Source organism: Ruegeria sp. B11 (assembly GCF_056539785.1).
This window is the reverse complement of record NZ_JBQFVO010000004.1, coordinates 239,923-252,832: the sequence shown is the minus strand read 5'-3', so window position 1 is coordinate 252,832 and position 12,910 is coordinate 239,923. Positions and strand designations below refer to the sequence as shown.

The window sequence follows — 12,910 nt, the reverse complement described above, 5'->3', positions numbered from 1 at the left end:
GAAGTCAGCCGCGAGCGCGGATCACCTGCAACAGCGGCAGCAAGGTCGCCATTTCGGGCCCGCGCTCCATCCCCGTTAGCGCTTTGCGCAGCGGCATGAACAGGCCTTTGCCCTTGCGGCCTGTGGCCTCTTTCACGGCCTTGGTCCATGTGCCCCAAGTTTCCCCATCGAATGGGCCTTCGGGCAGCAATGAGACAGCCTGAGCGATGAACTCACGGTCCTCGTCAGCGATCAGGGGTTCGGCCCCATCACGACACAATTCCCACCATCCCTCGAGATCGCTCAGCGTCGTGATGTTTTCGCGCGCCATGGTCCAGAAAGGCTCGGCCAGTTCAGCAGGTACACCTGCTTTAGCAACGGCATCGGCCACATCGGCCAGCGGTAGCGATTGCAGGTGCTTCGCGGTCAGCGGGAACAGGTCCTGCACGTCGAACTTGGTTGGGGCCGCACCGAAGCGTGTAACATCAAAGCCGTCGATCAACTCTGACATATCCGAGCGCAACTCAACCGGATCTGACGACCCCAGACGCGCCATCAGGCTCAGTAAGGCCATTGGCTGCACGCCCTGCTCTCGCAGATCGCGCAAGGCCAGAGTGCCCAAGCGTTTCGACAACGCCTCTCCCTGCGGGCCAGTCAGCAACGAGTGGTGCGCAAAACGCGGACAGGTGCCGCCCAACGCCTCGATGATCTGAATCTGCGTTGCGGTGTTGGTGACATGGTCCGAGCCGCGCACGACATCGGTTACGCCCATCTCGGTGTCATCGACCACAGAGGCAATCGTATAGAGAACCTGACCATCGCCCCGGATCAGCACCGGGTCGGATACTGAAGCTGCATCGATCGAGATGTCGCCCAAAATGCCATCGTTCCATTCGATACGCTCGTGGTTCAGTTTGAACCGCCAGACGCCATTGCCACGCTCAGCGCGCAGGGCTTCTTTCTCGGCATCGCTGAGGTTCAGCGCTGCACGGTCATAGACCGGCGGCTTGCCCATGTTCAGTTGCTTCTTGCGCTTGAGGTCCAGCTCGGTGGGCGTCTCGAACGCCTCATAGAACCGGCCCATCTCGCGCAGCTTATCGGCGGCCTCGGCGTAGCGGTCCAGACGCTCCGACTGTCGCTCAACCCGGTCCCAATGCAGGCCCAACCACTCCAGATCCTGCTTGATCGCGTCGACATATTCTTCCTTAGACCGCTCGGGATCGGTGTCATCAATGCGCAGAATGAACGTACCGCCAGCCTTGCGGGCGATCAGATAGTTCATCAGGGCGGTGCGCAGGTTGCCCACATGGATGTAACCGGTGGGCGACGGGGCAAAACGGGTCGTGGTCATGGAAGTCTCCTGTTGGCGCGGCTCATCTCACATGGGCGCGATTTTGTCCAGCAGGGGCTTTCAGGTCGGTTCAACCGGCCAAATGCCATCTAAGCGTTCGAGCCCGGCTTTGATGAGTTCACGAAGCACGTCGAGATCAATATCCGGTAGCTTATTCACATATAGGCAGGATTTACCCAGCTTGTGCTTGCCCAGTCTCGATAAGATATCTCCGAAGTCGGCATACCCTGGCATGATGTAGATGGAATGCGCCGCCTTACGCGGAGAGAACCCAGTTGCGAGAAAGTCGCCCTCGCGCCCTGACGCATAGCGATAATGATATCGACCATAGCCAATGATCGACGGGCCCCACATTACTGGCGCATAACCTGTGGTTTCACGAAACAGCCTGTCCAGCACGTGCGCCTCCTCCGCCTTGCGGGTCGGCTGAATACTCGCCAGAAAATCAGCAACGTTTTGCTCGGTGGGTACGGTTTTATTCGCAGATCGCGGCATGAACAAAAATTAACACGTAATGTTCAACCACGCAGCCCATATAACAGTGCCATAGTATGGCCACAGGCCCAGACTGACCTAATTCAGTCAAACATGCTCTGACAGGGAGAACGACCATGACCATCAGATTGACTCGCCGGGCGGCGCTTGGAACGGTTGCGGCTCTGCCGCTTGCGGCAGCTACTTCGCCTGTTCTGGCCGCAGGTACCGAGACCAAAGCCAACTCTACAATAGCAAGATCGTTTCAACTGGGCGATTTCACCGTCACCACCTTGTTGGATGGCAGCCTGCCTCGTGATGGTGCGCAAGACATTTTCGGCGGCGGCGCCTCGGATGAAGATTTCGCCCGTGTATCGGCTGACAACTTCATCTCGCCAGATGTTGCGCAGTTCTTCTTCACACCAACGCTGGTTAATACGGGGTCCGAGATGATCTTGTTTGATACTGGGCTTGGCCAAGGTGGAATTCAGGCCGCGTTGGCCGACGCCGGCGTAACGCCTGATCAGATCGATGTGGTGGTCATTACCCACATGCATCCCGATCATATCGGTGGTATGACAACCAATGATGCCGCGACTTTTGCCAATGCGCGTTATGTAACAGCAGCACCCGAATACGACTTTTGGTCAGCGCAAGACGCGGGCAACCGAGTGGGTGATATGGTTGCAGCCAAAGTCACCCCGATGGCAGAGAAGATGACCTTTATCGGGGATGGTGGTGAAGTCGCATCCGGCGTCACCGGTATGGCAGCGTTTGGGCATACTCCGGGCCATATGGTCTATCACCTAGAAAGCAACGGTCAGCGTCTGGTCCTGACGGCGGATCTTGCAAATCACTATGTCTGGTCATTTGCACATCCTGAATGGGAAGTGCGATTCGACATGGACAAAGCCGCTGCAACGGAATCGCGCCGGAATGTGCTGGGCATGCTGGCTGCGGACAAAGTGCCTATGATCGGCTATCACATGCCTTTCCCAGCCGCTGGTTATGTCGAATCCCGTGGCGACGGGTTCCGGTTCGTGCCGGTCAGCTATCAAATGATGGGCTAGGAGCTAAAAACCAGCATCCGGCCGCACTTTTGACCCATCCGTGAAACGGGACAGGCGAAAGGCGGTCGGATCAACGCAAGGCGTGCTTTCCGTAACAAGGTCCGCCACTAATCGACCTGCGGCAGGACCGATGCCAAAACCGTGGCCGGAGAAACCGGTCGCAATATGAAGGCCCAGCACCGCGTCCACTTTCGAGATGACCGGGATCGCATCCGGGGTCACATCGATCAGGCCGGCCCAGCTTTGCACGATCTCCGCACTATCAAGCGCAGGCAACGCCTTGCGGGCGTTGGCCCACGCCCTTCGCATCACTTTCTGGGAAGGTTCCGGGTCGAGTACTCGGCAATGTTCAAACGGTGTCACATCGGTCGGCAGCCAGCTTCGGTCTTCATTCGCCTCGACCATCCAGCGTCTCGAAAGGCGAAACCTTAAGGACCGCCACTCTTGCCGGAATGCGGGCAGAAACTGCAACCCGAGTCGGAAACTGTCGGGAACGATATCCACCGTATTCTCGTGACCCGAAGCTATGGTGTATCCCCCGTCCGAGCGCTTTCGAATGGCAAAATCATCACTCCAAAGCGACACCTCTGGCCCTTCTGCAACCGGAGAGGTCCGCATGACCGTATTGAGCACTTTGAGCTGTGGCAGAGCGATTCCAGCGTTCCCCGCAAACAGCCGAGACCAGGCTCCGCCTGCAAGTACGACTTGACTACACCTTACGCGGCCGCGTTCGGTGAAAACACCTGCGATCCGGCCCGCAGCAACATCGACACTTCGCACCGCGCATTGCGTCATGATCGCGGCCCCACGGTCGCGCGCCGCCTCGGCGAATGCGGGGGCCGCCCATTGCGGCTCGGCTCGCCCGTCCTGCGGCATGTAAAGCGCTGAGCGCAGTTTCATACTGTTATCCGACAGCAACCCGTCCAGTTCAGGGCCGGATACCATGCGAGCACCTGTTTGCAGCCCTTCAACATGGTCCAGCCATCGCGTCAGGTTTTCATCGTCTCGTGCGCCAGATGCGCCAAACACGATTCCTGATTGAACATAGCCTGTGGCGCGTCCCAATCGCGCATCCAGCCCTTGCCAGATTCTAAGCGCCTCTTGCATCAGGGGGATCTCGCGCGGATCACGTGTCCCAAGGCGCACCCAGCCCCAATTGCGCGAGCTTTGCTCGCCCGCAATCCGGCCCTTCTCGCACAACAAAACGGAAGCACCTCGCTCAGCAAGCTCGAAGGCTGCCGAAGCCCCGATGATTCCACCACCTATGACGACAACATCTACGTGTTTGGGAAGTGTGAGATCAGATTCGACGGGTGTCGGTGTGGGGCCTGGCATTAACCGCTCGGTGCTCGTTCATCGGAGCGACATCCAGCCTGAAGGCGATTTCACTGGCAATGTAGAAAACGGTTGGTCCCGGGCAATTGCCGGAACCTGTGGCCAATTGGCCAATGCGCGGCGAATAACGCCGCGCAGATGCGTTCAGATTACGCCGCCCCGGAAAGTTGCGCCCATTTCTGGCGCAGTACCGTGCTGAGCTTGGGATCGGACTTTGATGCAAGCGATTCCTGTGGCTGCAACACCGGAAATTCCGATCGCAACGGAACCGGGCCTGCCACCGCGCCGGGCGTCGGCTCTTCCTGGCTCATAATGTCTGCAATCGCAGCATCCAGCGCCTGTTCATCCAACTTGCGCGGCGCTGATTCCATAGGCTTCAACTGCAACGGAGAATGAAGCGGCTTATCGTATCCATTCGTCATTTGACCACCAATACCTTTACTGACATCCCAAACACGGATGCCTTTTCCCAGTTCCACAATCCCGGTCATCGGCTCTGAAAATGGCAGGCCAACCTACCGGATTGCGTCACATCCGCCCCATATGAGGCAGACCCCTGTCGTAAATGTGGCAAAAAAAGGACGCACGTACAAGCGAAACATAGTCTTTTCATCGCACAACTGGCTGAAATGGATAAACAAACTGCCGCAGAAATCCACATTACCATGCACTTTCGAAACAATGGTAAATTCTTCAATCAGAGCGGTGCTTACGTTCTATCCCGCCAGCGATTTACAATCGGATAGCGGCGATCCAGCCAGAAGGCCCGCGGTGTCAACCGTGTGCCAGGCGCGGACTGGAAGCGCTTGTATTCACTAATGTAAATCAGATGTTCGACCCGCCGGGCCTCGGCCTCGTCAAATCCGGCTGCAACGCAGTCGGCGATTGAGCCATCCTGATCCACCAAAATATCAAGAATCGCATCGAGAACGGGGTAGTCCGGCAGGCTGTCGCTGTCTTTCTGGTCTTCACGCAATTCAGCACTTGGCGGCTTGTCGATCACCGAAGGGCGTATGACCTCACCCTCGGGACCCATCATCCAATCGCGATGATTGGCGTTGCGCCAGCGGCAGGTCTCGAACACGCGGGTTTTGTACAGATCCTTGATCGGGTTATAGCCACCGTTCATGTCACCATAGATAGTGGCGTAGCCGACTGCGACCTCGGACTTGTTGCCGGTGGTCAGCAGCATCTCGCCAAACTTGTTCGAGATCGCCATTAGCAGAAGACCGCGCAGGCGAGACTGGACATTTTCTTCGGTCAGGTCCTCATTCCGCCCTGCAAAAAGCGGAGCCAAAGTGTTGGTTACCGCTGCGCGTCCCTCAGAGATCGGCACAAAGTCGTAGTGCACGCCCAGCGCCTTGGCGACGGCTTCGGCATCATCCAAAGAACTTTGGCTTGTATATTCCGAAGGCAGCATTACGCAGCGTACATTTTCCGCACCGATCGCATCCACGGCTATTGCGGCCACCAGCGCCGAGTCGACGCCGCCCGACAACCCCAGCACAGCTTTGCCAAACCCCGTCTTGCCCATGTAATCGCGCAGAGATTGCACCATCGCGCGATAATCCTGCTCCCATTCGTCGGGTTGCGGCACGACTTCACCAGCCACAATACGCCATCCGTCATCTTGGCGCGACAGATCGATATGGCTGACGGCCTCATCGAAGACGGGCATGCGGAACGCAAGCTCTCCACCCGGGTTCAATCCAAACGTAGCACCGTCGAAAACCTGATCATCCTGCCCGCCGACCATGTTCAGGTAGATTACCGGCAGACCCGTTTCGACCGTGCGAGCCACCATGTGGTTCAACCGGATATCGTATTTGTTTCGAAAATAGGGCGAGCCGTTGGGGATCAGCAGAAACTCGGCCCCGGTTTCTTCCAGTGTCTCGGAGACATCCTCGTGCCACCCATCCTCGCAAATCGGGCTACCGATACGAACATTTCCAACCGCATAAGGGCCGCCCATAGGACCCGCATCATAAAGGCGTACTTCATCAAAGACGGTTTCATTGGGCAAATGATGTTTAAGAACTTTGCTGACAATCCGCCCACCTTTAAGGATCAGGTAGGCGTTATAAAGCTTCCCATCTTCAACCCAAGGACCGCCGATGGCCAACGCCGGGCCGTCGGCACAGTCTTCAGCCAACGCCTGCACCGCATTCATCGCGGCCCGATGAAACGCGGGCTTCATCACCAGATCCTGGGTATTGTAGCCGGTTATGAACATCTCGGGCAGCGCCACAAGATCGGCCTGCGCCGCGCGCCCTTGCTGCCAGGCTGCAGCAGCCTTGGCGGCATTACCGTCGATATCCCCAACCATTGGGTTCAATTGCGCCAGAGTGATGCGGAAACGATCGGCCATTTTTGCCCTCTTGCCCTCATGTCTTTCAGGGATTTAGCAGATCACACCGCGAGTGAAAGGCAAATGCGCCAAAAGCCGTTGCTCTGCCCTCGGCGGTATCTTAGTTTTGCGCCAACACAAACACCGCAGGCAGGTACAAAAATGAAAGCGATCCGCACATCCCTTACCGCTGCAACGCTTACAATGCTGGCATCTTTTGTGATCGCCCAACAGGACGGTCAGATTGTCATCGCTGATGATGATGTCGGAGGTGTCTACGAGGGCACGTTCGAAAACGGGCTGCGCCATGGCACCGGCACTTACCGCCTGCCGAACGGTTTTGAATATTCCGGTCAATGGGTCGAGGGCGAGATTCAAGGGCAAGGCACCGCGCGCTACGCCAATGGCTCTGTCTATGAAGGGACATTCACCAAGGGCCAACCAGAAGGGCGCGGCAAAATCGTCTATTCTGATGGCCAGTCCTATGAGGGCGAGTGGGCCAACGGCACGATAAACGGAACCGGTATTGCGACATATTCCAACGGCTCGCGATACGAGGGCGGCTTCAAGGACGCCAGATATCACGGTCACGGCGTGCTGACCGGCCCGGATGGCTCGGTTTATGAGGGCGACTGGGTAAACGGCCAGAAAACCGGCAGCGCCAAGATCACCTACGCCGATGGAAGTACCTATGAGGGCGACTTGAATGGCGGGCAACGGCATGGTCAGGGCAGTCAAGTCTGGGTCGACGGCATGACCTATGCCGGGTCATGGGCCAACGATCAGATGGCCGGAACAGGCCGTTTGGTTCAACCCAACGGAGATGTCTACGAAGGCGAAATGGTCGAAAATCGCCGACAGGGCAAAGGCAAGTCCATATACGCCAACGGTGCGACCTATGAAGGCGACTATTCTGACGACCAGCGCCATGGTCAGGGCACCTACAAGGGCAGCGACGGGTTTGCGTACACAGGTGCCTGGCAAAAGGGCCAGATTGAGGGCCTGGGTGAGATGCTCTATCCCGATGGTTCGGTTTATATCGGCGACTTTCTGGATGACCTGCCTCATGGCAAGGGGCAAACGACATACCCCGACGGATCAATTTACGACGGCAACTGGATCGCCGGGATTTTTGAGGGCACCGGCACGGCAACCTATCCCAACGGAACGGCTTATACGGGCCAGTTCAAAAACGCCCGCTTCGACGGCAAAGGTATTCTGACCTTTGCAAATGGCTATCGCTATGATGGCGATTGGGTAGACGGTGTCCGACAGGGGAAGGGCAAGGCTACGTTTCCGGACGGGATCATTTACGAAGGCGATTTTCTGAATGGCAAGCGTCACGGCAAGGGAACACTGACCCGACCGGGCGGATATAGCTACACAGGCGACTGGGCCAACGGCAAGATCACTGGATTTGGAACCGCCACCTATGAGACCGGTGATGTCTATGAGGGCAATTTTCTGGAAAATAAACGCCACGGTGACGGCACGATGCGTTTCGCGGGCGGCGAGGTTGAGATCGGCGTCTGGGAAAATGACACGCTGGCGACCGAAACAGAGACTGCCCCCGAAACCCCCGCTGCGGGTGCTGAAACCACTGAGCCAGACTCTACCCCCGACGCGCCCGCCCCTGACGCGACAGACCCGGATATAAACGACGGCTAAATCAGCCCTACCAGGGCACGCGCTTGCCAGCCCAATCGTAAAAACTGCCCGAGTCAGCGGGGGTGAGTCCATTGATGACGGACAGCAGATTGGCCGCGGCCTCAACGGGTTCAACAGCCGGGTGGCGGGCAAGGTACTTTTCGGTAAAGGCCGTTTTGACTGTTCCGGGGTGCAAAGCGACACATATGGCCTGTTTGTGCGTGCGCGCCAATTCGATGGCAGCCGTATGTACTATCTGATTCACAGCCGCCTTGGCCGCACGATAACTGACCCACCCACCCAGCCGGTTGTCCCCGATTGAACCAACCCGGGCCGACAGCACGGCGATCACCGATCTGCGGTCGCGTGGCAGCAGGCGGTGCACGTGCTTCAACACCAAGGCCGGGCCAACTGCGTTCAGTGCAAACTGGTCCATCATCGCCTTCGCCGACAAGGTGCGCATAGATTTTTCCGGACCCATACCGTTAATCTCAAGCGCCCCTGAGGCCACAAGGATCAGATCAAACGGATCAGAAAGGGACGCCAGCATACGCTCTGCGCCATCCGGGTCGGTCAGGTCAAACCCATCCGTTGATCTGGCCAGTCGGGTGACTTTGACACCATCCGTTGTCAGGTGGTCATTCAAAGCGCGCCCGATACCGCCAGAAGCTCCGATGATTAATGCAGTTTTCATGCACGAGAAGTTAGCCGAAAGCTTCATCGCTTCAACTCCACCGTCAATTTTGTTCCCCCGTAAATTTCCCGCTTTTCATTCGCCGCGCGCCCTGTATAAGCTGATCTCCATGATCAACCGCGCAGATATCGCTTTTGCAAACGCCGCACCCAGCGGTGCGTTGTTGCGTGGTCTACTGATCCTAATCCGCCTCTGAGCGTGCCATCCGGCGCGCCCGCTCAGAGGAGGACGCCCGCGCGCCAAGAGGCTTTAGGACAGAAGAAGAAAGAGAACCCCATGACAAACGTGACCGATCAAGACCGCGTCGTGATCTTCGACACCACCTTGCGCGACGGCGAGCAGAGCCCCGGCGCGACCATGACCCACAACGAAAAGCTCGAAATTGCCGAGCTTCTGGATGAGATGGGCGTCGACATCATCGAAGCCGGATTCCCCATTGCATCGGAAGGCGACTTCAAAGCGGTGTCCGAGATTGCCGAGCGCTCGAAGAACAGCCGCATCTGTGGTCTGGCCCGCGCCAATTTCGCCGATATCGATCGGTGTTGGGAGGCGGTGAAACACGCCGAGAAGAACCGGATCCACACCTTTATCGGAACCTCTCCGCTGCACCGGGCGATACCAAATCTGACGCAAGACGAGATGGCCGACAAGATCCACGAAACGGTCAGCCACGCGCGCAACCTTTGCGAAAACGTGCAGTGGTCGCCGATGGATGCGACCCGGACCGAATGGGATTATCTGTGCCGCGTGATCGAGATTGCAATCAAGGCTGGCGCCACCACGATCAATATCCCCGATACTGTCGGTTATACTGCCCCGGTCGAGTCTGCAGATCTGATCAAGCGCCTGATTGAGACGGTTCCAGGCGCGGATGAGGTAATCTTTGCCACCCACTGCCACAACGACCTTGGCATGGCGACAGCGAACTCTCTGGCAGCTGTCGCAGGTGGTGCGCGTCAGATCGAATGCACCATAAACGGGTTGGGTGAACGCGCAGGCAACACCGCGCTGGAAGAAGTTGTGATGGCGTTGCGCACACGCAACGACATCATGCCGTGGCATACTGGCATCGACACCACCAAGATCATGCATATTTCGCGCCGGGTCGCGACCGTGGCCGGATTTCCGGTGCAGTTCAACAAGGCCATTGTCGGCAAGAACGCTTTTGCCCATGAAAGCGGCATCCATCAGGATGGCATGCTGAAGAACCGCGAAAACTTCGAGATCATGCGCCCTGAAGACATTGGGCTCTCTGGCACCTCTTTGCCGCTGGGCAAGCATTCGGGCCGCGCTGCACTGCGCGATAAGCTTGAAACGCTGGGGTATGAGGTTGGTGACAACCAGCTCAAAGACATTTTCGTGCGCTTCAAGGATCTGGCCGACCGCAAGAAAGAAGTCTTTGACGATGACCTCATCGCGTTGATGAGCGTCGACGACGAAGCGGACGATCACCTGCAACTGGTGTCGATGAAAGTGACCTGCGGTACCGGAGGTCAGGCCGAAGCGACGGTCGAGCTGGAAGTAGAGGGTGCAGACAGGATCGCCACGGAAAACGGTGACGGCCCAGTCGACGCAACCTTCCGGACGATCCGGGCGATCTATCCCAACACTGCGCGGCTGCAACTGTATCAGGTGCATGCGGTAACCGAAGGCACGGACGCGCAAGCCACGGTTTCGGTCCGTCTGGAAGAGGATGGTATGATCGCCACCGGTCAGTCTGCAAATACAGATACGGTGGTTGCGTCGGCCAAAGCCTATATCCACGCGCTGAACCGCCTGATCATGCGTCGTGAAAAGGCCGGTCCGGGGGCAGATACACGCGAGATCAGCTACAAAGACCTGACCTGATTGAAGGGTAAGGCGAATGGCTCCCGCACCCGCGGCGGCCCGGCTTCGCCGACCCTTCTTGGGTTTTGGGCCCGGCAGCTCGCCTCTGGCGCTCTGCCGGGCCCAACGCGTTTGACGGCATCTTTGATGCGGGCAAACAGGACGGGAGCTTTCCCTGCGTAATTCTTGCTTATCAAAGCTGAGCGAACAGCTCCGACAAGCGGCGCGTTTCGTCTTCGATCCCGAAGGGTGCATTCAACATGAACATACCTGATCCGACCATGCGATGACCTTCCCGCGCCGGAGGGAACGTGACCTCATGGCAAATCGTTTTGGGATATCCAGCGGATTTCAGAGACGAAATCATAGCCTTGTGACGTGCATCCGTCAGGATTGGATACCAAAGTGCGATCACACCCACATTCCATTTGCGGTGCAGCTTCGCGATCACCCCAGGCAAACGGTCATACTCGGCTTTCACTTCATAACTGGGATCGATCAGCATCATGCCCCGCCTCGGGGTCGGAGGCAGCAACGATTGGGCCAACTCAAACCCATCCTGCCGATAGACCTTCGCCCCGAAAGGAGACAGCGCCAGTGAAAGTGCCGTATGTTCCTGCGGATGCAGCTCGGCGAAATGCAAGCTATCCTGTTTTCGCAGCAGGTTGGCCGCAATCAGAGGTGAACCGGGATACGCTTGCACGCCGTGACTGGCCTGTATGGTATCCAGCACCCGCGCCATTGGATGATCGGAATCAAACCAACCTTCGCGCCTGACGCGCCCGATCCCGGCGACAGCTTCACCCGTTCGAACCGCCTCAGCCGCGTCAAGGTGATATAGTCCACGCCCGGAGTGCGTTTCGATATAGCTGAGGGGTTTGTCCTTTTGGGTCAAATAACGCAGCGTCCACGCCAATAAAGCGTGCTTTTGTACATCAGCCAGATTTCCTGCGTGGTAAATGTGTTGATATGAGAGCATCTTGCCTTCTAAAGTCCCCATCAATAAGGCGGAAAGGTGCTGACTGTCGCGGAATCAGCCCTTTAACCGGGCGAGTTGGCACCCTATAAGGCATCCGTCCCGGAACCGTCGAGTCGCGGGCAGTGGAAATTCTGACAAACGGGATCAGGGAAATATGGGCATCTTTGGCAATCTGGGCGGCCTGTTCACAGCGGACATGGCTATCGACCTTGGAACAGCGAACACGCTGGTTTATGTCAAAGGGCGTGGAGTGATCCTATCTGAGCCCTCGGTCGTTGCCTACCACGTCAAGGATGGGGTCAAGAAAGTCCTTGCTGTTGGCGAGGACGCCAAGCTGATGTTGGGCCGGACCCCGGGCTCCATTGAAGCCATCCGTCCGATGCGCGAGGGTGTCATCGCGGACTTCGACACCGCCGAAGAGATGATCAAGCATTTTATCCGCAAGGTGCATAAACGCTCGACATTCTCGAAACCCAAGATCATCGTTTGCGTCCCTCATGGCGCAACCCCGGTTGAAAAACGCGCAATCCGCCAATCGGTTCTGTCTGCAGGCGCGCGCCGCGCCGGCCTGATTGCCGAACCGATTGCTGCTGCGATTGGTGCAGGAATGCCGATTACCGATCCAACTGGCAACATGGTTGTGGATATCGGCGGCGGGACCACCGAGGTTGCAGTTCTGTCGCTGGGCGACATCGTCTATGCCCGCTCGGTCCGCGTGGGTGGAGACCGGATGGACGAAGCGATCATCTCGTACCTGCGGCGTCAACAGAACCTGCTGGTGGGTGAATCAACTGCGGAACGGATCAAGACCACCATCGGTACCGCACGGATGCCAGACGACGGGCGTGGCCAGTCGATGCATATCCGGGGTCGCGACCTGCTGAACGGTGTGCCCAAGGAAATCGAGATCAGCCAGGCTCAGGTGGCCGAAGCGCTGTCTGAACCCGTGCAGCAGATTTGCGAGGCGGTGATGACCGCGCTGGAAACCACGCCGCCCGATCTGGCGGCGGACATCGTGGACCGGGGCGTGATGCTGACCGGTGGCGGTGCGCTGCTGGGTGATCTGGATCTGGCGCTGCGCGAGCAAACCGGTTTGGCAGTTTCTATTGCTGATGAAAGCCTGAATTGTGTGGCTTTGGGCACGGGCAAAGCACTCGAATACGAAAAACAACTGCGCCACGCGATTGACTACGAAAGCTAAGGCGCG

Annotated in this window: 12 protein-coding genes; 5 read left to right on the top strand and 7 right to left on the bottom strand. The window is 57.7% G+C overall.

The features are described from left to right. Positions 1-4 precede the first annotated feature (4 nt). Both gltX and ACR0I1_RS15690 read right to left on the bottom strand, forming a co-directional pair. Positions 5-1,330 (bottom strand): glutamate--tRNA ligase, encoded by a 1,326-nt coding sequence (gene gltX, locus ACR0I1_RS15695; RefSeq protein WP_170818627.1) that lies wholly within the window; start codon positions 1,328-1,330, stop codon positions 5-7. A 60-nt stretch (positions 1,331-1,390) separates the two neighbouring features. Beyond that, positions 1,391-1,825, bottom strand: coding sequence for a DUF1801 domain-containing protein (locus ACR0I1_RS15690; protein WP_480707167.1), 435 nt, complete (start codon positions 1,823-1,825; stop codon positions 1,391-1,393). Positions 1,826-1,941: 116 nt separating this feature from the next. Here ACR0I1_RS15690 and ACR0I1_RS15685 point away from each other — a divergent pair, with 116 nt between their 5' ends. Continuing rightward, positions 1,942-2,874 carry an MBL fold metallo-hydrolase gene (locus ACR0I1_RS15685; protein ID WP_480707166.1) on the top strand — a complete coding sequence of 311 codons (933 nt, stop codon included), beginning with the start codon at positions 1,942-1,944 and terminating at the stop codon, positions 2,872-2,874. Positions 2,875-2,877: 3 nt separating this feature from the next. Here ACR0I1_RS15685 and ACR0I1_RS15680 read toward each other — a convergent pair whose 3' ends face one another. The 3 genes from ACR0I1_RS15680 to ACR0I1_RS15670 all read right to left on the bottom strand — a co-directional run bounded on the left by ACR0I1_RS15680 (position 2,878) and on the right by ACR0I1_RS15670 (position 6,577). Then, positions 2,878-4,209, bottom strand: a complete 1,332-nt coding sequence (locus ACR0I1_RS15680; RefSeq protein WP_480707164.1) for an NAD(P)/FAD-dependent oxidoreductase — start codon at positions 4,207-4,209, stop codon at positions 2,878-2,880. Between the two features lie 149 nt (positions 4,210-4,358). Further along, complete coding sequence (locus ACR0I1_RS15675; protein WP_170395910.1) at positions 4,359-4,700, bottom strand: hypothetical protein; 342 nt, start codon at positions 4,698-4,700, stop codon at positions 4,359-4,361. Between the two features lie 218 nt (positions 4,701-4,918). Next, the gene (locus tag ACR0I1_RS15670) at positions 4,919-6,577 is read right to left on the bottom strand and encodes an NAD+ synthase (protein WP_480707163.1); all 1,659 of its coding nucleotides are present in this window, start codon (positions 6,575-6,577) and stop codon (positions 4,919-4,921) included. A gap of 141 nt (positions 6,578-6,718) precedes the next feature. On the opposite strand from ACR0I1_RS15670, the gene ACR0I1_RS15665 reads away from it, so the two are divergent. Then, a complete protein-coding gene (locus ACR0I1_RS15665; protein ID WP_480707161.1) occupies positions 6,719-8,224 on the top strand; it encodes an MORN repeat-containing protein in 1,506 nt (501 codons plus the stop codon). Positions 8,225-8,231: 7 nt separating this feature from the next. Here ACR0I1_RS15665 and ACR0I1_RS15660 read toward each other — a convergent pair whose 3' ends face one another. Continuing rightward, entirely contained in the window at positions 8,232-8,897 is a 666-nt protein-coding gene (locus ACR0I1_RS15660) for an SDR family NAD(P)-dependent oxidoreductase (protein ID WP_480563058.1), read from the bottom strand. Between ACR0I1_RS15660 and ACR0I1_RS15655 the strand changes: the two genes are divergently transcribed. Next, positions 8,878-9,093, top strand: coding sequence for a hypothetical protein (locus ACR0I1_RS15655; RefSeq protein ID WP_480707159.1), 216 nt, complete (start codon positions 8,878-8,880; stop codon positions 9,091-9,093). The genes ACR0I1_RS15660 and ACR0I1_RS15655 overlap by 20 nt on opposite strands. 80 nt (positions 9,094-9,173) lie before the next feature. After that, on the top strand, positions 9,174-10,745 hold the full coding sequence (locus tag ACR0I1_RS15650) for a 2-isopropylmalate synthase (protein ID WP_480707158.1): 1,572 nt from the start codon (positions 9,174-9,176) through the stop codon (positions 10,743-10,745). Positions 10,746-10,917: 172 nt separating this feature from the next. On the opposite strand, the gene ACR0I1_RS15645 is transcribed toward ACR0I1_RS15650, so the two are convergent. Further along, positions 10,918-11,703 carry a 23S rRNA (adenine(2030)-N(6))-methyltransferase RlmJ gene (locus ACR0I1_RS15645; protein WP_170612941.1) on the bottom strand — a complete coding sequence of 262 codons (786 nt, stop codon included), beginning with the start codon at positions 11,701-11,703 and terminating at the stop codon, positions 10,918-10,920. A gap of 154 nt (positions 11,704-11,857) precedes the next feature. On the opposite strand from ACR0I1_RS15645, the gene ACR0I1_RS15640 reads away from it, so the two are divergent. Beyond that, complete coding sequence (locus ACR0I1_RS15640) at positions 11,858-12,904, top strand: rod shape-determining protein (protein ID WP_039523195.1); 1,047 nt, start codon at positions 11,858-11,860, stop codon at positions 12,902-12,904. Positions 12,905-12,910 lie beyond the last annotated feature (6 nt).